This is a genomic window from Rhodanobacter sp. PCA2, from assembly GCF_013620825.1.
Lineage (GTDB): Bacteria > Pseudomonadota > Gammaproteobacteria > Xanthomonadales > Rhodanobacteraceae > Rhodanobacter_A.
The window spans coordinates 1-24,645 of sequence record NZ_NJIC01000040.1; the positions used below are offsets into that span (position 1 = coordinate 1).

Here is a 24,645-nt window from a genome sequence, read left to right on the forward strand (position 1 = left end):
CTCTCGGGCACGCGAGAGAAAGTGACTCGGGCGCCGGCAGGCGCTCGAAACCGCTTTGAATGCAGCACAAATTGCAGGGCAGGCTGCAGCCGGAAACAGGTTCAGTGTCCGGAGGCTCGCCCCGCCACCACGTCACCCTCCCGCGCATCCCCCTGCGCCAAAGCCTCCCTCTCGGCATCCTCCACCGAAGGCGTCCGCCAACCCGACTTCACGCCCCAGATGTAGAACACAAGGCCGACCACCCCCACCACCACCAGATCCCAGCCATAAGGCAGGAAACCCTTGCCGCCGAACGTGGTGCTGCCGGCCCAGGAGACGAGGGCGATGACGGGCAGGTAGACGATCAGCCACCAGGCGCCTCTCAGCTGCCGGCCGAAGTCGCGCCAGGCGGCCTTGGCCTGGTAGTACAGGTAGATCGGCAGCGCCACGACCATCAGCAGGATGATCTCGCCGGTCAGTGGCCACCTGGCCCAGTACAGCAGTTCGGTGGACATCACGAACGCGACGCCGGCGAGCACCGGCAGGCCGACGAGGCGCAGCGGGCGCTGCAGGCTGGGTGCGGTGCGGCGCAGGGTCATCACGCTGACCGGGCCGGTGAGGTAGGAGATGATCGTGGCCACCGAGATCACCGCGGCCAGCGTGCCCCAGCCGCGGAAGAAGAACAGGAACAGGAACGACACCGCCAGGTTCACCCACATCGCCGGACGCGGCACGCCCCACTTCGGGTGCACGCTGCCGAGGATCTTCGGCAGCGTGCCGTTGCGCTCCATGCCGTAGAGCATGCGCGCGGTGGTGGCGGTGTAGGTCATGCCGGTGCCGCTGGGGCTGATGAACGCATCGATGTACAGCAGCATCGCCAGCCAGTGCAGGTTGACGATGATCGCCAGTTCGGCGAACGGCGAGCGGAAGTCGATGCCGTGCCAGCCGGCCTTGGCCAGCAGGTCCGGCGGCACCGCGCCGAGGTAGGCCACCTGCAGGATCACGTAGATGATGGTGGCCAGCACGATGGAGCCGATCACCGCGAACGGAATGCTCTTGCCGGGGTCGCGCGCCTCGCCGGCAAGGTTCACCGGACTCTGGAAGCCGTTGAAGCTGAAGACGATGCCCGCGGTGGCCACCGCGGTGAGCACGGCGGCGAAATCGATCGCGTGCGCATCGCCGTGGATGCCCACGGAGAAGTTGCCGCTGTGGAAACCGCTGGCGATCAGCGCGATGCCGGTGGCCGCGGGCACCACCAGCTTGAACACGGTGATCGCGGTGTTGGAATGCGCGAACAGCTTCACGCTCCAGAAGTTCAGCAGGAAGTAGACGATCACCAGCACCGCGGCGATCGCCAGTCCAGGCGGCGTCAGTTCGCCGTGGCCGCCGGGCGCGTGCACGTACAGGTCCTGCGCCCACTGCCACGGCCACGAGGCCATGTACTGCACCGAGGCCTCGGCTTCCACCGGGATCACCGAGACGATCGCGATCCAGTTCGCCCACGCGCCGATGAAGCCGACCAGCGAGCCGTGCGAGTAATGGCTGTAGCGCACCATGCCGCCGGACTCGGGGAACATCGAGCCGAGTTCCGCGTAGGTCAGCGCGATGCTCATGATGATCGCCGCGCCCAGCACCCACGCCCAGATCGCGCCCGGTCCCGCGAGTCCCGCCGCGCGCCACGCGCCGAACAACCAGCCGGAGCCGATGATCGATCCCAGTCCGGTGAGCATCAGGGCGAACGGGCCGACGTCGCGGCGGATGGAACTGCTTGAAGACATGGAAACTCCCGAAGCGCACGGCGCGCATCCCCACAAGGGGGCCGATGGTTGCAGACTCGGGCGCCGCCTGTCACCCCGCAGAGGTCATGCGGAGGCCGTGCGTGGCAGTACGGGATTTGTTGCGCCGCGGGGCAAACCACGGCGCTCCGGGCTGGCGTCCGGCGGACGCAGGGCGCGCCTCAGCACTCGACCACGTTCACCGCGAGGCCGCCGCGCGAGGTTTCCTTGTACTTGTCCTTCATGTCGCGGCCGGTGTCGCGCATGGTCTTGATCACCTTGTCCAGGCTGACGCGGTGCTTGCCGTCGCTCTTCAGCGCCATGCGGCTGGCGTTGATCGCCTTCACCGAACCCATCGCGTTGCGCTCGATGCAGGGAATCTGCACGAGGCCGCCGATCGGGTCGCAGGTGAGGCCGAGGTTGTGTTCCATGCCGATCTCGGCGGCGTTCTCCACCTGGTGGATGCTGCCGCCCAGCGCGGCGACGAGGCCGCCGGCAGCCATCGAACAGGCCACGCCCACTTCGCCCTGGCAGCCCACTTCGGCGCCGGAAATCGAGGCATTTTCCTTGTACAGGATGCCGATCGCGGCAGCGGTGAGCAGGTAGTCGAGGATGCCGTTCTCGTCGGCCTTGGGGCAGAAGCGCAGGTAGTAGTGGCCCACCGCGGGCACGATGCCGGCGGCGCCGTTGGTGGGCGCGGTGACCACGCGCCCGCCCGCGGCGTTTTCCTCGTTCACCGCCAGCGCATAGAGGTTGACCCAGTCGAGGATGGTCAGCGGATCGCGCAGCGCGGCTTCCGGCTGGTTGCGCAATTCCTCCGCCATCGCGGGCGCGCGGCGCGCCACGTGCAGGCCGCCGGGCAAGGTGCCGGGCGAGCGCAGGCCGCGGGTGACGCAGTCCTGCATCGCCTTCCAGATGTTCAGCAGGCCGGCGCGGGTCTCCGCCTCGGGTCGCCACACGGCCTCGTTCGCCAGCATCAGCTGCGCGATGGACAGGTGGTGTTTCTCGCACAGCGCCAGCAACTGGTCGCCGGTGGAGAACGGATAGGGCTGCTCGGTGGTGTCGGCGACGATGCGGTCTTCAGCGGCCTCGTCCTGGTTCACCACGAAGCCGCCGCCCACCGAGTAGTAGTCGCGCGTGGCCAGCTCGTTGCCGCTCGCGTCGTAGGCGCTGAAGCGCATGCCGTTGGTGTGGAACGGCAGCTTCTGGCGCTTGTTGAACACCAGGTCGGCCTTCTCGTCGAACGCGATCTCGCGCTTGCCGAGCAGGCGGATGCGGCCGCTGCCGCGGACGCGTTCGAGGATGCCGGGGATCGCGTCCGGATCGATCGTGTCGGGATGCTGGCCCTCGAAGCCCAGCAGCACCGCCTTGTCGGTGCCGTGGCCGCGACCGGTCATCGCCAGCGAGCCGTACAGCTCGGCGCGCACGCGCACCACGCGGTCCAGCACGCCTTTTTCCTCCAGCCAGCGCTCGGCGAAGCGCGCCGCGGCGCGCATCGGCCCCACCGTGTGCGAGGAGGACGGCCCGATGCCGATCTTGAACAGGTCGAATACGCTGACGGCCATGGTGCGCTGCGAGTGCGGAAGGGAGTGACGCTATTCTACGCGGGCACCTGCCCCTTGGCAGTCCATTCGCACCCGCATGCCCGATCTCGTCCTCTACCAGCGCGACTATTGCCACCTCTGCGACCAGGCGCTGGCGGTGCTGGCCGAGGCGCAGGCGCCGGAGTTCGACAGCGTGTGGGTGGACGACGCGCCCGCGCTGGAGGCGCGCTACGGCACGCGCGTGCCGGTGTTGCGCGATGCACGCGACGGCCGCGAACTGGACTGGCCGTTCGATGCGGCGGCGGTGCGGGCGTTCCTGTCCGCGGCGTCCTGAGCGCCAGCCGCCGGCAGCGGCGAGGCGCGTTCCCGCGAGTGCCTACTTCGCCACCAGCACCAGGTGCGCACGCACCTTCACGTCGGCGCCGATCACCGAGGTATCCGCGTATTCGCCGCCGCCCACGCCGAAGTCCAGCCGCTTGAGCGTGCCGGCCACGTCGAGCGTGGCGCCCTTCCCTTGCGGCTTGAAATCCACGGCGAGGCTCACCGGCTTGGTGACGCCGCGCAGGGTGAGCTTGCCGTCGGCGATCACCTTGCCGCCCGCCTGGCGGAAGCCGGTGGTGACGAAGTGCGCGGTGGAATACTGCGCCACGTCGAAGAAATCCTTGCCGGGCAGCGCGGACTGCTGGTCCTTGTCGCTCACCGCGACGCTGGCCATGGTCACCTCGACGTCGAACTTCGACTGCGCGAGCTGCGCGGGGTCGTAGCTGATCGCGGCGTGCCACTGCCTGAAGCTGCCGTCGAAGCTGGTGCCCTGGAAACTGCCGGTGAAGCCCAGCGTGCTGGCGGGCTGCACGGCGTAGTCGGCCGCCAGCGCGGCGCCGGGCAACACCAGCGCCAGCAGCAGGCCGGCGCGGAGGTGGCGGGTGCGTTTCATGGACGTTCTCCTGCTTGCGTTGAATCGTTGCGCAGCTTGCCGAACGGCAGCATGCGCCTCAGCACGTCGTCACGGTCGAACACGTGGTGCTTCAGCGCGGCGCCCACGTGCGCCACCAGCACCAGCACCAGGAACCAGAACAGGTATTCGTGCACGGCATGCGAGAGGTGCTTGAGGGCGTCGTCCTTCGCCGCGATGTCCGGCAGGTTGAACAGCTTGAACCACTGCAGCGGCTTGCCGGTCACCGAGTTGAACCACCAGCCGCTCAGCGGCAGCGCCAGCGCCAGCAGGTAAAGCAGCGCGTGCACGACGCGCGCGCCCAGCTGTTGCCACTGCGGCGCCGGTTCCTCGCGCGGCCGGCCGTCGCCCATGCGCCAGGCCAGCCGCAGCAGCATCAGCGCCAGCACGGTGAGGCCGATCGACTTGTGCAGCGCCAGCCAGTTGATCTTCTGCATGGGGTTGCCGGCCAGGTCCATGCACAGGCCGAACACGCCGTTGCCCAGGATGGCCAGCGCCACGATCCAGTGGAAGAACTTGGCGACCGCACCCCAGCGGTTGGCGTCGCTGCGCAGTTTCATGGGAATCCTTCGTGGCGTATCCGTCGACATGCGGTTGACCGGGATGCGCCGCGCAGGTTCCGGCGCGAGTCCGGCATGGCCGGCGCGGGGCGAAACCGGTGCCGCCAAGTCTGGACGATCGACGGTCCCGGCGCCAGCCGGTGCGCGCGAACACAGCGTTCATGCCACGCGCCACCCGGCCGCGTGGCGCGGATGCGGCGCTCGCGCGCGATTCGCCGTTTTGGCATGATGTCTCCCCGGGGCCTGGGGAGCACGCATGTTCGCATCACTCGTGCTGGGCGCAGCCCTGGCTGTCGCTCCAGCGATCGCGGCCGCCGGCGGCGGCCATGCCGCGGCCGTGCCGGCGACCGCCACATCGGTCGCGGAAGAGCCGCTTCCCACCCCGCAGTTCCGCCGCTACGGCGTGGCCGACGGCCTCCCCAGCAGCACCGTCTACAACGTGGTGCAGGATCGCCAGGGCTTCATGTGGTTTGCCGTGGGCGTGGACCTGGTGCGCTACGACGGCGTCGGCTTCAAGACCTACAGCCACCACACGGGCGACTCGTCCTCGCTGCCGCAGGGCTCGGTGTACAGCATGCTGGTGGACCGCTCGAACCGCCTGTGGGTGGGCGGCTTCGGTTCCGGCCTCAACCGCTACCTGCCGGAAACGGGCGGATTCCTGCACTGGACGCACGATCCAGCCGACGCCGCCAGCCTGTCCGCAAACACCGTGTGGGCGATCGCCCAGACGACGGATGGCGACGTCTGGACGGGCACCTCGGCCGGCCTGGATCGCCTGCTGCCCGATGGCAAACATTTCGATCACGTGCGCAATCCGCTGGCCGGCGAAGGCCGGTTCGGCGCGGTGCGCGCGTTGCTGGCCGAACCGGATGGTCGGCTGTGGATAGGCGCCGACGAAGGCATCTTCGTGCGCGAGCCCGGCGGCGACATGCGCCGCATTGCCGTCGATCCGCGCGTGAAGTCGCTGAAGATCTGGCGCATCCAGGGCGGCGGCCGCGACGTGCGCATCGCCATACGCGGCGGCCTGCTGCGTGTGGGCGCGGACGGCGTCGCACGGCTGTTCGGGTCCGGCCAGCTGCCGGACACCGACGTGTACGGCAGCACCGTGGATGACGCGGGCCATCTCTGGGTGGCCACCCGGCAAGGCCTCTATCTCGACGACGGCGGCGCGCGCATCCGGGCCATCGGCAGCGAGCCGTTGCTGCTGGGCGGCTTGCCGGCACCGCAGGTGTGGCAGGCACTGCGCGACCGCGAAGGCGGAATCTGGTTCGTGATGGGCGCCGGCGGCATCGCCTATCTCGCCCCGGGCTGGAGCGAGTTCAGCCGCTATACCCATGTGCCCGACGATACCCACAGCCTGCGCGATGCCGCGGCCAGCGCCGTGCTGGCCCGCGGCGACCGCACGCTGTGGGTCGGTGGACACGGCGTGGTCGATCTGCTCGATCCGGTCACCGGTTACGTGCAGCACGCCATCGACGGCTTGCAGGGCAGCGTGCTGGACATGACGGAGGACGCGCACGGACGACTGTGGATCGTCAGCGAGAACGGCGTCTACCGCTATGCCGACCGCCGGCTGGCCGAAGTCGACCTGGCCCCCGCGGACATCACCCAGCCCTTGCGCGTCACCGTCGCGCCGGACGGCCGCATCTATCTGGTGGCGAAGCGCGCCGGCCTGTTCCGCATCGACCCCGACAGCCTGGCGATCGATGCCGCGCCGGTGGCGCCCGAGGGCGACACCGGCTTCTTCAGCAGCCGCACGGCAGTGGACACCGGTGCGTTCTGGTATTCCCACGCGGGCACGCTGATGCGCTGGAATGCGTCGACGACGCGGCTGGAGGACGTGCCGGCCGCCGCGGGCAGCGACATCTATGCGATCGAATCCACTCCGGACGGCGTGTGGCTGGCGCGCGACAAGGCATTCGAGCACTACCGCATGGACGGCGCCTCGGCGGTGAAGGACCGGGAGATCGCGATCCCCGAGTCCTGGCCGCCGATGGTGCTGGTGGCCATCCACGTGGATCGCGCCGGCCGTTTCTGGCTGTTCTGCAAGAACGGCCTGTGGCGCTTCGACCCGAAAACCGGACGGCTGAGTTCGTTCGGCCTGCGCAATGGCCTGGTCAATGGCGAGGTGCGCGGCGACTCGCCCACCATGACGCCCGACGGCACCGTCTACGCGGCCAGCCTGGGCGGCGTGCTGGGTTTCCGGCCGGACTATCCGGAGGTGGCGCCGACCCCGCCCGGGGTGGTGATCACCTCGGCCAGCGTGCTGCATCGCAAGACCCTGCAGTCGCTGCCGGTGGACAAGGGAACGATCCGGCTGGCGTGGTCCGACCGCAACCTGCGCGTCGGGGCGCGCGCCAGTTCGTACATCGACCCCGCGGCGAACTGCTATCGGTTCCGCCTGCTGGGCCTGGACACGCAATGGGTGGGCACGGGCAACCACGGCGAACGCGAATTCGCCGGGCTCGCCGCCGGCGCCTATACGCTGGAAGTGCAGGCCGCCGGCGCCGATGGCGTGTGGGGCGCGGCGCAGCCGCTGCACATCGACGTGGAGGCGCCGCCCTGGCTGCGCTGGTGGGCATGGTTGCTGTACACGCTGGCGCTGACGGTGGTGGTGGGCTGGATCATGTGGGCGTGGCGACGGCGGCTGGCGCAGCGTCACCGCTTCGAGCTGATCGAGCAGCGCCGGGCGCTGGCCGAACAGGCCAGTGCGGCGAAGACGCAATTCCTGGCCACGCTCAGCCACGAGATCCGCACGCCCATGACCGGCGTGATGGGCATGGCCGAACTGCTGCTCAACACGCCGCTGGACAACCGGCAGCAGGACTACACCAGGGCCATGCAGCGCTCCGGCAAGATGTTGCTGAAGCTGCTCAACGACGCGCTGGACCTGGTGCGCATCGACGCCGGCAGGCTGGAGCTGGAGCCGGCGCCGTTCGATCCGCGCCAGCTGGCGGAAGACGTGGCGCAACTGGAACAGGGCCTGGCGTGGAGCAAGGGCCTGCGCTTCGTGCTGGAAATCACCGACGGCCTGCCGGCACAGGCGATGGGCGACGCGGTGCGCATCAAGCAGGTGCTGCTGAACCTCGCCAACAACGCGCTGAAGTTCACCGAGCACGGCAGCGTCACGCTGCGCGCCACGCGCGGCGGCGACGACTTGCTGTTCAGCGTCAGCGATACCGGCCCCGGCATTCCCGAAGGCAGCCAGGCACGCCTGTTCCAGCGCTTCGAGCAGGAGGACAGTCCGCAGCGCCGCGCCGGCAGCGGCCTCGGCCTCGCGATCTGCCACGAGCTGGTGGAGATGATGGGCGGCAGCATCGAGCTGCAGTCGCGCATGGGCCACGGCAGCACGTTCCTGGTGCGGCTGCCGCTGCTCGAGGTGGGCGCCGCGGCCAGCGAGGCGCCACCGCCGCCGTCGGTCCACGGGCGGGAGCTGCACCTGCTGCTGGTGGAGGACGATCCCATCGTGGCCGCCGTCATCACCGGCCTGCTGCAGCAGCAGGGCCACACGGTCAGCCACGCGGCGAACGGCTTGCTTGCGCTGGCCGAACTGGAACGCAATCCCTGCGACGCCGTGCTGCTGGACCTGGACCTGCCGGGCGTGGACGGGTTCCAGGTGGCGCGGCTGATCCGTCAGCGCGAGGGCGGCAGGCGTCTGCCCATCGTGGCGGTGACCGCGCGTTCGGGAGGCAACGACGAGGAGCAGGCACGGGCGGCCGGCATGGACGGCTTCCTGCGCAAGCCGCTCAGCGGCGACGAGCTGGCGGCGATGCTGGCGCAGGTGCTGCACGACGCCGACGCGCACGCGGCAGCCGCGGCGGAGTGAGCGCCGCGGCGCACGGCTTCACATGTCGTTCTTGTGCAATTCGAAACCGCGGCGCTGGTACTCGCGCCAGCGCACGCGCGAGCCGTCGCGTTCGGCCGGATCGGCCGCCACCACCTCCAGCACGCGTTCGCAGCGGCCGTCGGGGCAGGTTTCGCGCAGGTTGATCAGCAGCGGCCGGTCCGGCGTCTCCACGCCCGGCGGCACGATCAGCACCGCGGTATCCGCGTCGTCGTCGTCGCCCGCGAGCTGGTGCGGAATGAACGCGTCCTCGTCGAACGCCCACAGCAGCTCGTCGATCGCCTCGGCCTGCGCGTGGTCGCGCGCCAGTATCAAGGCGGGCTGCTGCGTCGCGAACGCCCGTTTCGCCAGCTCGCACACCAGCAGCAGCGGCTGCTCGCGGAAGCGCGGCTTGTCGATCAGGTAGAAGTCGGCTCGGGGCATGGCGGGGAAGCCGGGATCAGGGAGTCGGGATCGGGGATACGGTAGAGCAGGATGGAGCAGGCCTCACGCTTTTGCCAATCCCGTATCCCGAATCACGACTCCCGGTCCAGCAGCCACTGCGCCAGCAGCGCCACCGGGCGGCCGGTGGCGCTGCCCTTGCGGCCTTCGTCCCAGGCGGTGCCGGCGATGTCCAGGTGCGCCCAGCGCTGGCCTTCGACGAAGCGCGCCAGGAAGCAGGCGGCGGTGATCGCGCCGGCGCTCTTGCCGCCGATGTTGGCGACGTCGGCGAAGCCGGAGTCGAGCTGCACCTGGTAGTCGTCCCACAGCGGCAGGCGCCAGGCGCGGTCCAGCGTGTGCTCGCCCGCCGCGAGCAGTTCGGCGGCGAGGTCGTCGTGCTTGCTGAACAGGCCGCTGGCGTGCTTGCCCAGCGCGATCACGCAGGCGCCGGTGAGCGTGGCGGCATCGACCATCGCCTGCGGCTGAAACGTACGCACGGTGTACGTCAGCGCGTCGCACAGGATCAGGCGGCCTTCGGCGTCGGTGTTGAGCACCTCGATGGTCTGGCCGGACAGGCTGGTGAGCACGTCGCCAGGGCGGTAGCTGTCGCCGTCGGGCATGTTCTCGGCCGCGGGCACCACGCAGACCAGGTTGAGCTTGAGGCCCATCTCCACCGCGGCGACGAACGCGCCGAGCATGCCGGCCGCGCCGCCCATGTCGAACTTCATCTCCTCCATGCCGGGGCCGGGCTTGAGGCTGATGCCGCCGGTGTCGAAGGTGATGCCCTTGCCGATGAGGGCGTAGGGCGCCGCGCCCTCGGCACCGCCGCGATACTGCAGCGCGATCAGCTTCGGCTTGTTCGCCGAGCCGCGCGCAACCGCGAGCAGCGAGCCGAAGCCCTGCTTTTCCATCTCGACATGATCGAGCACCGTGCAGCTCACCTGCGCGTGCGCCTCGGCAAAGGCTTCGGCCTGGTCGGCGATGTAGGCGGGCGTGCAGAGGTTCGGCGGCAGGTTCGCGAGTTCGCGCGCGAAGCGCACGCCTTCGGCGATGCCGCGGGCCTGCGCCAGACCCGATTCAGCCCCGATGTCGGCGGCGAACGCCAGCGTGGCGAGTTCCGGCGGCGCGTTCTTGTCGCGCGGCTTCACCGTGGCGGTGTAGCGGTAGGCGACGTGGTCGGCGGCCAGCGCGGCGGTGCGCACGCGCCACCCGGCATCGCGGCCGGGCACTTCCACGCCGGTGAGGTAGGAGACCGCCTCGGTCAGCGGCAGCTTGCCAAGCGCGCGCGCGGCCTCGATCGCCACCTTCTGGTAGCGCGCCGCGTCGAAACCCTTCTGCGCGCCCAGGCCCACCACCAGCACGCGCTTCGCCGCGATGCCCGCGGGCGCGTAGATCAACGTGGTGCTGCCGGCCTTGCCGGTGATGTCGCCGCTCTCCACCTGGCGCTTGATCGCGCCGCCGATCGCGCCGTCCACGCGCGCCGCCGCGCTGGTCAGCACGCCCTGCTCGTAGACGCCCAGCAGGATGCAGGCGGTGGCGGCGGTTTCCGGGGCGGCGGTGGCGAGGCTGAACTGGAGGGTCATGGAGCGTTCCTGCTTGGGCGCGGTGGGCGGCGAACCGGCTAGACTGGTGTTTCGCCGCCCGGATCGGGTGTTGATGCAAGCCCACAAGTCTATCCGATGCTGAGCATTCTCGACCGCTATTTGTTGCGTGAACTGGCGCAGACCGTGGCCGCCACCGTGGTGGTGCTGGTGGTGATCGTCGCCGGCACCGCGTTCGCCTCGGTGCTGCAGCAGGTGGCCAAGGGCAGCTTTCCCGCCAGCGTGATGTTCCAGGTGCTGGGCCTGCGCACGCTGCAGCAGATCACCAACATGCTGCCGCTGGCCAGCATGATCGGCGTGCTGATGGCGCTGGGCCGCATGTACCGCGAGAGCGAGATGCACGTGCTGATGTCGTCCGGCATGGGCCCGCGCGGCCTGCTGCGGCCGACCGCGATCCTGGCGGTGGTGCTGGTGTCGCTCACCGCGCTGGTCGCGCTGTGGCTGGGGCCGTGGGCGGCCGCCACCAGCAATACGCTGGTGGCCACGGCGAACCGCTCGGTGATCGCCGCCGGCCTCGACGCAGGCCGCTTCACCGAACTGCCGGGCAAGGGCGGCATCATCTTCACCGACTCGCTGAGCCAGGACGGCACCCGGCTGGGACGCAGCTTCGTCGCCACCCAGCGTCCCGGCAAGGGCGGCATCGACCACGTCAAGGTGGTCACCGGCAGCAACGGCGAGCTGTACCAGGAGAGCAACGGCGGCAACCGTTTCATCGCGTTCCACGACGGCTGGCAGTACGACATTCCGCTGGGCGCGAACAACTGGCGGGTGATGCAGTACCAGGGCAACGACACCGCGCTTTCCAGCGTGACCAGCAGCGACGCCGAGGACCCGGCCGAGAGCATGGGCACGCTGCAGCTGATGCGCACCGCGACGCCGGACGCCCGCTCCGAACTGGCCTGGCGCACCAACGCGCCAGCGCTGACCCTGGTGATGCTGATGCTGGCGTTGTCGATGTCGCGCCAGAGTCCGCGCGAGGCCCGCTACGGGCGGCTGATGCTGGCGATGCTGAGCTTCTACCTCTACTACCTGCTGCTCGCGCTGGGCCGCGCGCAGATCAGCAAGGGCCACTGGCACCACCAGACCGCGCTGTGGCTGCTGCACCTGGTGATGATCGCGGTCGCTGGCTGGCTGCTGTGGAAGCAGTACTCGCCACGCAGGCCGCGCGACGACAAGGCGCTGCCCGCATGAGCCTCGCGATCAAGCGCGTGGACAAGCTGGTGGCGCTCAGCGTGCTCGGTTCGCTGGTCGGCGTGTGGCTGGTGCTGACCGGCTTCGACGCGGTGACCCAGTTCCTGCGGCAACTCTCCAACATCGGCAAGAACGGCTACACGTTGACCGACGCAGCGGTGTACGTGCTGATCACCACGCCGCGCCGCGCTTACGAAATGTTCGGCAACGCGGCCCTGATCGGCGGCCTGCTGGGCCTGGGCGGCCTCGCCGCCACCGGCGAGCTGACCGCGCTGCGCGCCTCCGGCATGTCGCGCCTGCGCATCGCCGCCTCGGCCACCGGGGTGATCGCGGTGCTGGTCGCGGGCGTGGTGATCCTGGGCGAGACCGCGGCGCCGTGGGGCGACCAGCTCGCGCAGACGATGCAGCTACGGCTGAAGTCCAACAACATCGGCAGCACCGGCAGCGGCCTGTGGGCGCGCGACGGCGACCGCATCATCAACGCACGCGGCGGCGCCGTGGTCCACCACGGCCGCGACCACGACACCGTGGCGCTCGCCGACGTGCGCGTGTTCACGCTCGGCAAGGACGGCCAGCTCAGCCGCTTCGACTGGGCCAGGAGCGCCGACCACGACGGCAACGAATGGCTGCTGCACGACGTGCAGAGCACCACGCTGGACGATACCGGCGTGCACCACAACAGCACCGCCAGCGAGGAATGGCATTCCAGCCTCAACCCGCAGGTGCTGGCGCAGTCGGTGATTCTTCCGCAGTACCTGTCGATGCGCGACCTGCGCCGCAACATGAATTATCTGGAAAGCAACGGCGAAAGCCCCGGCGTCTACGCCGTGGCGTTCTGGACCCGCGCGCTGTACGCGCTCAACGTGCTGGTGCTGGTGCTGTGCGCGATGCCGTTCGCGTTCGGCACCATGCGCTCCGGCGGCCTCGGCAAGCGCATCTTCATCGGCATGTTGCTGGCCATCGCCTGGTACTTCCTGCAGAAGGCGATGGTGAACTTCGGCACCGTCTACGGCCTGCCGCCGCTGCTCGCGAACCTGCTGCCCGCGATGCTGCTGGCGCTGGTGGCGTGGCTGTATTTCCGCCGGCACGCCTGAGTCCGTGCGGGCCTGACCGAGAAGGAATACCGGCGATGAACGTGGTCGACCTGCGCAGCGATACCGTCACCCGCCCCACCGCGGCGATGCGCGCCGCGATGCTCGATGCCGAGGTGGGCGACGACGTCTACGGCGAGGACCCCACCGTCAACGCGCTGCAGCAGCGGCTCGCCACGGATCTTGGATTCGAGGACGCGCTGTTCGTGCCCAGCGGCACGCAGGGCAACCTGCTGGCGCTGATGAGCCACTGCGAGCGCGGCGACGAATACCTGGTCGGCGCCGACGCGCACACCTACAAGTTCGAGGGCGGCGGCGCAGCAGTGCTGGGCTCGATCCAGCCGCAGCCCATCGTGCAGGCCGAGGACGGCACGCTGCCGCTGGAGCACGTGGCTGCCGCGATCAAGCCGGTCGATCCGCACTTCGCGCGCACCCGCCTGCTGGCGCTGGAAAACACCTGGCACGGCCGCGCGCTGCCGCTGGATTACCTGCAGGCCGCGCAGGATTTCGCCCGCGGGCACAGGCTGGCGCTGCATCTGGACGGCGCACGCCTGTACAACGCGGCCGTGGCGGGCGGCGTGAGTGCGCGCGCCATCGCGCAGCACTTCGACAGCGTGTCGATCTGCCTGTCCAAGGGGCTCGGCGCGCCGGTGGGCTCGGTGCTGGTGGGTTCCGCGCCGCTGATCGAGAAGGCGCGGCGCTGGCGCAAGGTGGCCGGCGGCGGCTGGCGCCAGGCCGGCATGCTCGCCGCGGCGGGTCTGCACGCGCTGGACCACCACGTGGCGCGCCTGGCCGACGATCACCGCCGCGCCGCCTACCTCGCGGGCTGCCTGCGGGAAGTCGCCGGCGTGAGCCTGCTCGGCCAGCACACCAACATGGTGTTCGTCGACGTGCCGGCGGACCGCCTGCAGGCACTGGACGCCCATCTGCGCGGCGCCGGCATCCGCATCAGCATCGGCTACCTGCCGACGCTGCGGCTGGTGACGCATCTCGATGTGGACGACGCCGGCATCGAACGCGTGACCCAGGCGTTCCGCTCGTTCTTTGCGCGGGGTTGATGCGGGCGCTTCGTTGCCTGCGCGAGCTGTACCGCCGCTACGGACCCCGCGACGACCAGGACGCCAGGGGCGCGATCAATCGCGCCCCGCGAACGCCTCCCGCAACCACGCATGCATCAGGCCGTAGGAACGCGCAGCCACCTTCGCGTCGTATTTGCAGCCCGGCGAGTTCTCGCCCACCTCCGTGAAGCAGTGCACGGCGTGGCCCAGCACCACGAACTGCCAGTCGGCCGGGCTCTGGCGCATCTCGTCCGTGAACTTGCCGGCATCCTTCATCGTCCACGTGTCGTCGGCGCCGTTCATCGCCAGCACGCGGGCCTTGATGTGCTTCGCCTGCGCCGCATCGTCGGTGGAGAGATCGCCGTGGAAGGAGACGACGGCGGCGACATCGGCGCCGCTGCGCGCGAGATCGAGCACCGCCGCCCCGCCGAAGCAGAAGCCGATCGCGGCAAGCCTCGCGGTGTCGATTGGCGCGTTCTGCGCCTGCGCCTTGAGCTGGGCCAGCGCCTCGTTCATGCGCTGGCGCATCAGGGCGCGGTTCGCGTACAGCGGCTTCACCGCCGCCTGCGCCTGTTCCGCGTTGCCCTGCTGCGGGCGCACGCCGGCGCCGTACATGTCGGTAAGCAGGATCACGTAGTCCTTGCCGGCGATCATCTCGGCCTTCGTGATCGCCTGGTCGTTCACGCCGAACCAGTTCGGCACCATCACCAGTCCGGGGCGTTTCGTCGTCACCGCATCGTCGTAGACCAGCACGCTGTGGAAGCGGGTGCCATCCAGCGTCCATTCGACCGGGCGATGCACCATCTTCGCCTGGGCGGCGAACGCGAACAGCGAAAGCAACGCGGCACTGCAGAATCGGACGATGCGCATGGCGACCACTCCTGGTGGATGTCCCGGCCTTGCCGAGGGACGAAATTCAAAGTCCGGCGGCATGCTCCGCCAGGCGACGTTTCAACGGCGTCAACCGATCCAGCAGGCGCACGCCGATGCCGCGCGCAGCGACCAGCGGTGGCGCCTGCCAGGCGTAGACGCGCGCCAGCGCGTCGAAACCGCGCGCATCCAGCGTGTCGGCGCTGCGGCGGCGCCGCGCGTAGCGGCGCAGCACGTGGGCCGCGGCGAAGTCGCGACCCGCATCGCGCGCGGAGCGCAACACCTCGCGCAGTTCCACCACGTCGCGCAAGCCCAGGTTCACGCCCTGCCCCGCCAGCGGATGCACCGCATGCGCGGCATCGCCCAGCAACACGAGGCGGTCGGCCTGATAGGTCTCCGCGAGCTGCAGCCTGAGCGGGAAAGCCGCGCGCTTCGTGGTGGACACGATGCGCCCCAGCCGGAAATCGCTGGCGACGCCAAGCTCCTGCAGGAAGGCCGCGTCGTCCAGCGCCAGCACGCGCTGCGCCTCGGCCTCCGGCAGCGACCAGACGATGGAGCTGCGCCCGTCGGCCAGCGGCAGCAACGCCAGCGGTCCGCTGGGCAGGAAGCGCTGCCATGCCGTGCGCTCGTGCGGCCGTTCGGTGGCCACGTGCGCCACCACGGCGCGCTGCGCATAGTCGCGGCCGCGCACGGCGATGCCGGCCATCGCGCGCAGCGGCGAGGCGGCGCCATCGGCCGCCACCACCAGGCGCGCCGACAGGCTTTCGCCGTCGGCCAGCTCCAGCGCCACGCGATCCTCGCGCACCTCCAGCCCGCGCACTTCGGCCGGACACAACCGACGCACGCCGGCGCCTTCCAGCGCCTGCCAGAGCGCCCATTGCACGAGGTTGTTCTCGACGATGTGGCCGAGCAGATCGCGCCCTTCGGCGGCGGCGTCGAAATCGATGGCCGCACCGGTTTCGGCGTCCCATACGTGCATGTGCGCATAGGGGCCGGAGCGCGATTCCCGTATGGACGCCCAGACGCCGGTTTCGTCCAGCAGGGCGATGGACGAAGGCGCCAGCCCCACCACGCGCAGGTCCACCTCGTCGGCAGCGTTCCATGCCTGCGGCGCGCGCGCCTCCAGCAGCGCGGTGGCGAAGCCGGCCCGGGCCAGCGCCAGGGCGGCGGCCGCTCCGACCATGCCGCCGCCGACCACCGCCACGTCCAGCGCGGGACCGCGACGCGATGCCAACGGTGCGCCGCTCATGGCAGCCTCTCCAGCACCACCTGCGGCGGTTCGCCGCGGAAGCCCATGCCGTGCCGCGCCAGCCGCTGCTGCAGCGGCGCCAGGCGATCGTGCGCCAGCAGCGCCAGCGAGCGCAGCGGCGCCAGCAGCGGCTGTTCGAGGCAGGCGAGGCGCACCAGGCCATGGCTCATCGCCATGGTGCCCTCGCGGTCGGGCGCGCGGCGCGCGGCATAGCGTTCCAGCAAAGCGGGCACGCCCGGATCGTCCGCGGCGGACACCAGCTCGGCCAGCGTCAGCGCGTCGCGCAGGCCCAGGTTGAAACCCTGCGCGCCGATCGGGTGCACGGTCTGCGCGGCGTTGCCCACCAGCACCGCGCGCGGCCCGGTGAGCCGCTGCGCGGCCACGCGGCGGATGACGTAGGGATGCCGCTTGCCAGGCCGCGACAACCGGCCCAGCCGCCAGCCGAAGCGCTGCTGCGCCAGCGCGACGAAAGCCTCATCGTCCAGCGCGGCGACCTCGTCGGCGGTTTCCGCAGGCACCGTGAGCACCAGCCCGCAGCGCTGCTCGCCCAGCGGCAGCATGGCCACCGGGCCCAGGTCGGAGAAACGTTCGTAGGCACGATTCGCATGCCCGCGTTCGGGCGTCACGGTGGCGACGAACAGGGTCTGTTCGTAGTCGTGGCGCGCGGTGCCGATGCCAAGCTGGTCGCGCACGAAGGATTCGGTGCCGTCCGCGCCCACCAGCAGCGCGGCCTCGACCGTGCACTCGCCGTCGGCGGTGCGGATGCGGGCGCGCCAGCCGTCGGCCTGCGCTTCCAGCGATTCCAGCTTGGCCGGCGCCAGCCGGGTCAGCCGGGTGCAGGACTCCAGCCGGCGCAGCAGGGCCGCGCCCAGCTCGCGCGCGGGCAGGGTCCAGCCCAGCGCGTCGACGCCGTGCCTCGCGGCGTCGATGCGCGCGCTGCCGAACTCGCCGGCGCGGCTGACGTGGATATGCCGGATCGGCGTGGCCTGCGCGGCGGCATGCGGCCACACGCCGATGGCGGCGAGGCCGTTGACGGTGGCGCGCGCCAGCGCAAGGTTGCGCTCGTCGTAGCTGGGCTGGGCGTCGATGCGCGGCGCGGCGGCTTCGACCAGGGTGGCGGCGACGCCGGCGGCGTCCAGTGCGATGGCGAGGCTGGCGCCGACCAGGCCGCCGCCGACGATCAGCACGCCGCCGGCGGCGGGGGATGCGTGGGGATTCATGCGCAGGATGATACGCGCCGGCGCGGCGCGGGCGCATCGTTCCGGCGCCATTGGCGCTAAACTGGGCGCCTGAATCCAGCACCGCCGCACGGAGTACACATGGCAACCACAACGACCCGACGCCTGGCCATCTTCCTGGGTCTGGCCCTGGTGATGGGCGTCACCCGCTTCCATCCCTCGCTGCTGAACCACGCCTTGTGGGATGCCTCCTGGGGCGTGTTCTTCCTCGCCGGCTTCTGGCTGCGCGGCCAGGGCCGCTGGGCCTTCCCGCTGCTGATGGCCGAGGCGGTGCTGGTGGACTACCTGGTCATCAACGGCCAGGGCATCGACTTCTGGAGCCATTACTGCATGTCGCCCGCGTACTGGTTCCTGCTGCCGGCCTACGGCGCGCTGTGGCTGGGCGGCAGCTGGCTGGCGAAGCGCCAGCAGGGCCTGAGCCTCGCCACGCTGGGCCTCGCGGTCGCTGCGTTGCTGGTCGCCGAAGGCCTGTGCTACCTGATCTCCAACGGCAGCTTCTACTGGATCAGCGCCAGCGTGCCGCTGCCGCGCAGCTTCGGCGCATGGTTCGCGAACCTCGGCGACTGGTACCTGCCGTTCCTCACCGGCACCGCCGCCTACGTGGCGCTGGGTGCGGTGCTGCACGCGTTGGCGACCCAGCTGGCACGCACTGCGCAGCGCAGCGGCCACGCCCAGCGCTGAACATGGGCAACCGCCTTTCGAAGATCTACACGCGCACCGGCGACGACGGCAGCACCGGCCTCGGCGATGGTTCGCGCGTGGCGAAGGATTCGCCCCGCGTCGCCGCCTACGGCACCGTGGACGAACTCAACAGCACGATCGGCATGGTGCTGGCGTGCGAGGGCGTGGACGAGGCCGTGCGCGAAGCGCTGACCCAGGTGCAGCACGAGCTGTTCGACCTGGGCGGCGAGCTGTGCATCCCCGGCATGGCGATGATCGGGGACGCCGAGGTCGCCCGCCTTGAAACCGTGCTGGACGCGTTCAACGAACCGCTGCCGCCGCTGAAGGATTTCATCCTGCCCGGCGGCGGCATGGCCGCCTCCTGCTGCCACCTGGCGCGCACCGTGTGCCGCCGCGCCGAACGCGAGGTGATCACCTTGCGCCGCGCGGAACCCGAGGTGCGCGAACAGACCCAGCGCTACCTCAACCGCCTTTCCGACCTGCTGTTCGTGCTGTGCCGCGTGCTGGCGCGCGCCGGCGGCCACGGCGAGGTGCTGTGGCAGCACGAGCGGCGGCGCAAGCCCGCCGCCGGCTGAAACGGTCGCATGCTGCGGTTGTACACCCATCCGGCCTGCCTGCAGCACGACACCGGCCCCCACCATCCGGAATCGCCGGCGCGCCTCGCCGCCGTGCTGCGCGTGCTGGACCGCGACCACTACGCCGCCCTGGATCGCGTGGAAGCGCCCCGCGCCACCCGCGACCAGTTGCTGCGCGTGCACGACGAAGCGCACGTCCAGCGCGTGCTCGACACGGTGCCGATGGGCGAGACGCAATGGCTGGACGACGACACCGCGCTGTCGCCCGGCTCGGCCGAGGCCGCGCTGCGCGCCGCGGGTGCGGTGGTGGCGGCGGTGGATGCGGTGCTCAGCAGCGGCCACGTGCGCCGCGCGTTCTGCGCGGTGCGTCCGCCCGGCCACCACGCCACCCGCAGCGAGGCGATGGGATTCTGCCTGTTCAACAACGTGGCGGTGGGCGCGGCGCAGGCGATGGTGGCGCACGGCCTCCGGCGCGTGGCGATCGCCGATTTCGACGTGCACCACGGCAACGGCACCCAGGACATCTTCTGGCACGAGCCGCGAGTGCTGTTCGCCTCCAGCCACGAGATGCCGCTGTACCCGGGCAGCGGCAATCCGGACGAACGCGGCGCGGGCAACATCCTCAACCGGCCGATGTCGGCCGGCGACGGCTCCTACCTGTTCCGCGAGCTGTGGGAAGGCGACCTGCTGCCGCGCATCCGCGCGTTCCGGCCGCAGCTGGTGCTGGTGTCGGCCGGCTTCGACGCCCACCAGAACGATCCGCTCGCCAACCTGTGCCTGGGCAGCGAGGACTACGCCTGGATCACCGCCAAGCTGGTCGAGCTGGCGAACCACCATGCGGAGGGCCGGCTGGTGTCCACGCTGGAGGGCGGCTACGACGTCGCCGCGCTGGCCTCCAGCGCCGCCGCGCACGTCGAGGCGTTGATGGAATGAACGGCACGGCCGCGTGATCCTGCGGCCGGAGACGAACGCGACGCTCGCCCCGGCATGCCGTTCCGCGTCGCTTCCCGGCTTGCCGGGCCCGTGCATGCCTGAATCCCCGTTGCGCTCCGCGGCCCCCGCGTCTGCCTGATCCGGGGTCTTTCTGTTAGTTTTACGAACCTCACGGCCGCCGGATTTTCACAGTGACGCGCACGCTACCTCCCCGACGCCTGCTGGCGGTCGCCGCTGCACTTGCCCTGGTCGGGGGCCCGATCGACGCCATGGCCGGCAACGGACCGCATCGCAAGGCCACGCTGGACGGCAGCGAGCCGGCCTGCCCGCTGGGCACCTTCCTGTGCCCGCCGCGGCCGTACAACTATGCGATGTGCCGCCCCAACGCGATGCTGGAGTTCTACGACCCCACGCTGAGCCGCGACAGCAGCCTGCGCGACACCAGCAACACCTACGTGCGGGCGACCCACGTCGACAGCTCCGACCAGACCGTCTATCACCTGTCCGGCAACGTGCGCATGGACCGGGCCGACCAGCGGCTGCAGGCGGACACGATCGACTACAACGACGACACCACCGACTACGACGCCCGCGGCAACGTGCGCTACCAGGACGCCGGCCAGCTGATGGCCTCCACCCACGTCCGCGGCAACAACGACGCCAGCACCGGCACCGCCGACGACGTGCGCTACCAGATGCTCGATTCGCGCGGCAACGGCGTGGCCAGGCGGGCGCAGATGTTCGATGCCGACCGCACCCTCTACACGCGGGCCACCTACTCCACCTGCGACGTGGGCGACCGCCTGTGGGAATTCCGCGGTGGCACGATCTCCATCAACAAGGAAACCGGCCGCGGCGTGGCGCGCAACGCGACGTTCCGCGTCGGCAAGGTGCCGCTGCTGTACCTGCCCTGGTTCAGCTTCCCGGTGGACAACCGGCGCATGACCGGCTTCCTGCAGCCCACCTTCGGCCACACCAGCCGCTCGGGCTACATGCTCAGCACGCCGTACTACCTGAACCTGGCGCCGAACTACGACGCCACGCTGGACCCGCGCATCTACACCACGCGCGGCTTCCTGCTGGACACCGAGTTCCGCTACCTGACCGCGGGCAGCAGCGGGATCATCGACGTGCAGTACCTGCCGCACGACCACGGCCCCACCGATCTCGACACCACCACCGACACCAAGGGCACGAACCGCTACCGCTACACGATCAAGGACTCCACCCACCTGTGGGAGAGCTGGAACTTCTCCACCTCGATCGACCGCACCTCCGACAACAACTTCCTGTACGACTTCGGCAACCAGCTGGGCGGGGCGCCGGTGTACCTGCTGACGTCCACCGCGCAGATCGCGGGCGGCGGCAAGTGGTGGAACGCCTCGGTGGGCGGCACCGCGTACCAGAACATGAACCCGTTCCTCACCGATGCTTCGCTGCCGTACCGGCAGCTGCCGTACGCGAACTTCAACGTGGACCTGCCGTTGAACCGCTGGCTGGAATTCGGCATGACGAACCAGTTCGTCGCGTTCCGCAAGCCGGGCTTCGTGGAAGGCGGCCGCGAGGACATCGAGCCCTGGATCGCCGCGGATTTCGGCAACCAGGCCTGGTTCGTGCGCCCCCGCGCGGCCTGGCGCTACACCGCCTACCAGCTCCGCAACGGCTACCAGAACTACGGCTACTTCGGCCTGCTGGGCAGCGGCACGAGCACGCCGTTCACGCAGAGCTCGCCCAGCCGCTCGCTGCCCATCGTCAGCGTGGACAGCGGCCTGGTGTTCGACCGCGACACCTCGCTGTTCGGCAAGGACTACACGCAGACGCTGGAGCCGCGGCTGTACTACCTGTACGTGCCCTACCGCGACCAGAACAACCTGCCGCTGTTCGACACCAGCATGATGTCGTTCGACTACTGGCAGCTGTTCTCCACCAACCAGTTCTCCGGCGCCGACCGCCAGATGAACGCGAACAACCTCACCGCCGCGATCACCACCCGCCTGCTCGACGACGGCGGCGTGGAGCGGCTGTCGGCGAGTTTCGGCCAGATCCGCTACTTCACCCCGCAGAAGGTGCAGGCGCCGAACGGCGCGAACACCTCCGCGCCGGCCACCGACTGGTCCGGCTCGGCCTACGTGGCCCAGCTCGACCTGCAGCTCAGCGACCGCTGGAAGCTCGGCAGCTCCTACCAGTGGAACCCGAACACCCGCCACAACGACATGGCGATGCTCCAGGTGCAGGGCCGGCTGGGCCAGGACGGGGTGGTCAACTTCGCCTACCGCTACCGCAGCGGCCTGATGGAACAATACAGCGTCTCGGCGGTCTACCCGCTGTCCGACCGCTGGCGCCTGATCGGCGCCTGGACGTATGCGGAACCGGTCAGGGGCGTGGTCAACCCGCTCAAGGGCACGATCGAGGCGCTGGCCGGCGTGGAGTACGACAGCTGTTGCGTCACCCTGCGGCTGGTCGACCGCAGCTACGTGAACCAGGGTTACTACGGCGTCGGACCGTCCCCGACGCCGGGCCGTACCAACCTGCGGGACAACGCGGTGATGTTCGAGGTCGTGTTCAAGGGCCTGGGCTCCACCGGCGGCAAGGTCGACCCGCTGCTGCGCCGTGATATTCTCGGCTATCAATAAACCGCTGCACCTACCCTCTGGCTGCTCCCTGATGAAGCGATTCCTCGCCCTGCTCCTCCCCGCCCTCGCGCTTGCGCTGCCCGCGCAGGCCCAACTGCTGCCGAACGCCGGCGCCGCGCCCTCTGCCGGGCAGTCGCAGCGGCTCGACCGCATCGTGGCGGTGGTGAACGAGGACGTGGTCCTGCAAAGCGATCTCGACAACGCGGTGCGCTCGATCCAGCAGCAGTACGCCAGCCAGCCCGGCCAGCTACCGCCGCTGAACGTGCTGCAGCAGCAGGTGCTGGATCGCCTGGTCCTGATGAAGCTGCAGCTGCAGAAGGCCGACGACCAGGGCGTCCACGTCGCCGACGCCGACGTCGACCAGGCGGTGGCCGAAGTGGCGCAGCAGAACAAGATGAGCCCCGACCAGCTGCGTGCCGAAGTGCAGCGCAGCGGCGAGGACTTCGGCGCGTTCCGCCAGCAGCTCGCCGACCAGCTCATCGTGCAGCGCCTGCACCAGAGCGTGGTGCACGACTCGGTCGCGGTCACCGACAGCGAGATCGACAACCTGCTCGCCAGCCCCAGCTACAAGGCCGGCGAGGTGCACCTGGCGCACATCCAGATCAGCATCCCGGGCGGTGCCGACGCCGCCGCGATCCAGGCGGCCTCCAGCAAGGCCGAGCAGGCGATCAACGCGATCAAGGGCGGCATGGATTTCAACGCCGCGGCGATCCGCTACTCCGACGCGCCCGACGCGCTGGACGGCGGCGACCTCGGCTGGCGCCGCATGGACGAGATCCCGGCCGCGTTCGCCGACACCGTGACCAACATGAAGCCCGGCGACGTCAGCCCCGCGCTGCGCGGCCCCACCGGCTTCCACATCCTCAAGCTGGTGGGCCAGCGCGAGCCGTCCAAGCAGATCGTCACCGAGTACCACGCGCGCCAGATCCTGATCAAGCCCAGCGAACTGATGACCGCCGACCAGGCGCAGCAGAAGGCGCAGGAGCTGTACGACCAGATCGTCAACAAGCACGCGGACTTCGCCAAGCTGGCCAAGGAAAACTCCAAGGACGACACCACCGCCAACCTCGGCGGCGACATGGGCTGGTTCGCGCAGCAGGCCTGGGGCGGCGCGATCGCGCAGCAGATCGGCCAGCTGAAGGAGAACCAGGTCTCGCAGCCGTTCCAGACCGGCAGCGGCTGGGACATCCTGCAGCTGCTGGGCACGCGCCAGAGCGACCTCACCACCCAGATGGAACGCGACCAGGCACGCCAGGCGATCGGCAACCGCAAGGCCGAGCAGGCCTACGACGACTTCCTGCGCGACCTGCGCGCGAACGCCTTCATCAACGTGCTGGTGCCCGAGCTGCGCGACGACACCAACACCCCGGCCGACGCCGGAAAATCCTCCTGACCGGGGATCTTCGGACATGACGCTGCCCCGGCTCGCCGTCACTGCCGGTGAGCCGGCCGGGGTCGGCCCGGAACTGATCGCGCGGCTGGCCGCCACGCCGCTGGCGGCCGACCTGGTGGCGATCACCGACCGCGATCTGCTCGAACGCGCCGCCGCGCGCTGCAAGTTGCCCATCTCCCTCGAGGACGACGACGGCGCACCGCGCGAACGGCGCGAACCCGGCAGCCTGCGCGTGCGCCACGTGCCGCTGGGCGTCGCGGAAACACCTGGCCAGCCCGACCCGCGCAACGCGCGGCACGTGCTCGCCACCCTGGACGAGGCCGCCGACGGCTGCATGGCCGGCCGCTACGCCGCGGTGGTCACCGCACCGCTGCAGAAGGCCTCGATCAACGAGGCCGGCATCCGCTTCAGCGGCCACACCGAGTACTTCGCCGAGCGCGCCCGCGCCGACGTGGTGATGATGCTGGCCAGCCCCGAGCTGCGCGTGGCGCTCGCCACCACCCACCTGCCGCTGGCCGCCGTGCCTGCCGCGATCACCGGCGAGTCGCTGCGGCGCACGCTGCGCATCGTGCATGCGGAGCTGCGCGCGAAGTTCGGCCTCGCTGCGCCGCGCATCGCCGTGCTCGGCCTCAACCCGCACGCGGGCGAGGCCGGCCACCTGGGCCACGAGGAACTGGACACCATCATTCCGTTGCTGCACGAACTGCGCGCCGAAGGCATGCAGCTGATCGGCCCGCTGCCCGCCGACACCGCGTTCGTGCCCGCGCAGCGCGCACGCTACGACGCGGTGCTGGCGATGTACCACGACCAGGCGCTGCCGGTGCTCAAGAGCGAAGCCTTCGACCGCACCGTGAATCTCACCCTGGGCCTGCCCTTCATCCGCACCTCGGTCGACCACGGCACCGCGCTGGATCTCGCCGGCAGCGGCCGCGCCGATCCCGCCAGCCTGATCGCGGCGGCGAACATGGCATTGGAACTCGTGGCGCGCCGCGACCCTTGCTCATCCTCTCCCCTCCGGGGAGAGGAACGAGGTGAGGGGCCAACCTCGCGATGAACCC

General features: G+C 70.2%; 20 protein-coding genes. 11 read left to right on the forward strand and 9 right to left on the reverse strand.

Annotation, left to right across the window (positions count from 1 at the left end):
• Positions 1 to 101: 101 nt before the first annotated feature.
• Together PCA_RS12680 and PCA_RS12685 are read right to left on the reverse strand one after the other, a co-directional pair.
• A complete protein-coding gene (locus PCA_RS12680) occupies positions 102 to 1,757 on the reverse strand; it encodes an APC family permease (protein ID WP_181302984.1) in 1,656 nt (551 codons plus the stop codon).
• Between the two features lie 179 nt (positions 1,758 to 1,936).
• On the reverse strand, positions 1,937 to 3,319 hold the full coding sequence (locus PCA_RS12685; protein WP_181302985.1) for an L-serine ammonia-lyase: 1,383 nt from the start codon (positions 3,317 to 3,319) through the stop codon (positions 1,937 to 1,939).
• A gap of 76 nt (positions 3,320 to 3,395) precedes the next feature.
• On the opposite strand from PCA_RS12685, the gene PCA_RS12690 reads away from it, so the two are divergent.
• The gene (locus PCA_RS12690; RefSeq protein ID WP_181302986.1) at positions 3,396 to 3,632 is read left to right on the forward strand and encodes a glutaredoxin family protein; all 237 of its coding nucleotides are present in this window, start codon (positions 3,396 to 3,398) and stop codon (positions 3,630 to 3,632) included.
• Between the two features lie 42 nt (positions 3,633 to 3,674).
• Here PCA_RS12690 and PCA_RS12695 read toward each other — a convergent pair whose 3' ends face one another.
• Together PCA_RS12695 and PCA_RS12700 are read right to left on the reverse strand one after the other, a co-directional pair.
• The gene (locus PCA_RS12695; protein WP_181302987.1) at positions 3,675 to 4,232 is read right to left on the reverse strand and encodes a YceI family protein; all 558 of its coding nucleotides are present in this window, start codon (positions 4,230 to 4,232) and stop codon (positions 3,675 to 3,677) included.
• Positions 4,229 to 4,810 (reverse strand): cytochrome b, encoded by a 582-nt coding sequence (locus PCA_RS12700; protein WP_181302988.1) that lies wholly within the window; start codon positions 4,808 to 4,810, stop codon positions 4,229 to 4,231. The genes PCA_RS12695 and PCA_RS12700 overlap by 4 nt, the downstream gene beginning before the upstream one ends.
• A 256-nt stretch (positions 4,811 to 5,066) precedes the next feature.
• On the opposite strand from PCA_RS12700, the gene PCA_RS12705 reads away from it, so the two are divergent.
• Complete coding sequence (locus PCA_RS12705; RefSeq protein WP_181302989.1) at positions 5,067 to 8,636, forward strand: hybrid sensor histidine kinase/response regulator; 3,570 nt, start codon at positions 5,067 to 5,069, stop codon at positions 8,634 to 8,636.
• 18 nt (positions 8,637 to 8,654) lie between these two features.
• Here PCA_RS12705 and PCA_RS12710 read toward each other — a convergent pair whose 3' ends face one another.
• Both PCA_RS12710 and PCA_RS12715 read right to left on the reverse strand, forming a co-directional pair.
• Positions 8,655 to 9,077, reverse strand: a complete 423-nt coding sequence (locus PCA_RS12710) for a DNA polymerase III subunit chi (RefSeq protein WP_181302990.1) — start codon at positions 9,075 to 9,077, stop codon at positions 8,655 to 8,657.
• Between the two features lie 92 nt (positions 9,078 to 9,169).
• Positions 9,170 to 10,657, reverse strand: a complete 1,488-nt coding sequence (locus PCA_RS12715) for a leucyl aminopeptidase (protein ID WP_181302991.1) — start codon at positions 10,655 to 10,657, stop codon at positions 9,170 to 9,172.
• 96 nt (positions 10,658 to 10,753) lie between these two features.
• On the opposite strand from PCA_RS12715, the gene lptF reads away from it, so the two are divergent.
• From lptF to ltaE, 3 genes are read left to right on the forward strand one after another with little or no spacing between them, the layout of a single operon-like run.
• Positions 10,754 to 11,866: an LPS export ABC transporter permease LptF gene (lptF, locus tag PCA_RS12720; protein WP_181302992.1), complete on the forward strand. Its 1,113-nt coding sequence runs from the start codon at positions 10,754 to 10,756 to the stop codon at positions 11,864 to 11,866.
• A complete protein-coding gene (gene lptG / locus PCA_RS12725; RefSeq protein ID WP_181302993.1) occupies positions 11,863 to 12,960 on the forward strand; it encodes an LPS export ABC transporter permease LptG in 1,098 nt (365 codons plus the stop codon). Before lptF ends, lptG begins: the two co-directional genes overlap by 4 nt.
• Before the next feature lie 35 nt (positions 12,961 to 12,995).
• On the forward strand, positions 12,996 to 14,015 hold the full coding sequence (gene ltaE, locus PCA_RS12730) for a low-specificity L-threonine aldolase (RefSeq protein ID WP_181302994.1): 1,020 nt from the start codon (positions 12,996 to 12,998) through the stop codon (positions 14,013 to 14,015).
• Positions 14,016 to 14,090: 75 nt separating this feature from the next.
• On the opposite strand, the gene PCA_RS12735 is transcribed toward ltaE, so the two are convergent.
• From PCA_RS12735 to ubiH, 3 genes are read right to left on the reverse strand one after another with little or no spacing between them, the layout of a single operon-like run.
• The gene (locus tag PCA_RS12735) at positions 14,091 to 14,885 is read right to left on the reverse strand and encodes a dienelactone hydrolase family protein (protein WP_181302995.1); all 795 of its coding nucleotides are present in this window, start codon (positions 14,883 to 14,885) and stop codon (positions 14,091 to 14,093) included.
• A gap of 46 nt (positions 14,886 to 14,931) precedes the next feature.
• Entirely contained in the window at positions 14,932 to 16,134 is a 1,203-nt protein-coding gene (locus tag PCA_RS12740) for a UbiH/UbiF/VisC/COQ6 family ubiquinone biosynthesis hydroxylase (protein ID WP_181302996.1), read from the reverse strand.
• Positions 16,131 to 17,354, reverse strand: a complete 1,224-nt coding sequence (ubiH, locus tag PCA_RS12745) for a 2-octaprenyl-6-methoxyphenyl hydroxylase (RefSeq protein ID WP_181302997.1) — start codon at positions 17,352 to 17,354, stop codon at positions 16,131 to 16,133. Before ubiH ends, PCA_RS12740 begins: the two co-directional genes overlap by 4 nt.
• A 99-nt stretch (positions 17,355 to 17,453) precedes the next feature.
• On the opposite strand from ubiH, the gene PCA_RS12750 reads away from it, so the two are divergent.
• The 6 genes from PCA_RS12750 to pdxA all read left to right on the forward strand — a co-directional run bounded on the left by PCA_RS12750 (position 17,454) and on the right by pdxA (position 24,641).
• Positions 17,454 to 18,053 (forward strand): hypothetical protein, encoded by a 600-nt coding sequence (locus tag PCA_RS12750; RefSeq protein WP_181302998.1) that lies wholly within the window; start codon positions 17,454 to 17,456, stop codon positions 18,051 to 18,053.
• A 2-nt stretch (positions 18,054 to 18,055) separates the two neighbouring features.
• Entirely contained in the window at positions 18,056 to 18,628 is a 573-nt protein-coding gene (locus PCA_RS12755; protein ID WP_181302999.1) for a cob(I)yrinic acid a,c-diamide adenosyltransferase, read from the forward strand.
• 12 nt (positions 18,629 to 18,640) lie between these two features.
• Positions 18,641 to 19,561 (forward strand): histone deacetylase family protein, encoded by a 921-nt coding sequence (locus PCA_RS12760; protein ID WP_255436857.1) that lies wholly within the window; start codon positions 18,641 to 18,643, stop codon positions 19,559 to 19,561.
• Positions 19,562 to 19,752: 191 nt separating this feature from the next.
• Entirely contained in the window at positions 19,753 to 22,194 is a 2,442-nt protein-coding gene (gene lptD, locus PCA_RS12765; protein ID WP_181303001.1) for an LPS assembly protein LptD, read from the forward strand.
• A gap of 31 nt (positions 22,195 to 22,225) precedes the next feature.
• Positions 22,226 to 23,587, forward strand: coding sequence for a peptidylprolyl isomerase (locus PCA_RS12770; protein ID WP_181303002.1), 1,362 nt, complete (start codon positions 22,226 to 22,228; stop codon positions 23,585 to 23,587).
• Between the two features lie 16 nt (positions 23,588 to 23,603).
• Positions 23,604 to 24,641, forward strand: a complete 1,038-nt coding sequence (pdxA, locus tag PCA_RS12775) for a 4-hydroxythreonine-4-phosphate dehydrogenase PdxA (protein ID WP_181303003.1) — start codon at positions 23,604 to 23,606, stop codon at positions 24,639 to 24,641.
• Positions 24,642 to 24,645 lie beyond the last annotated feature (4 nt).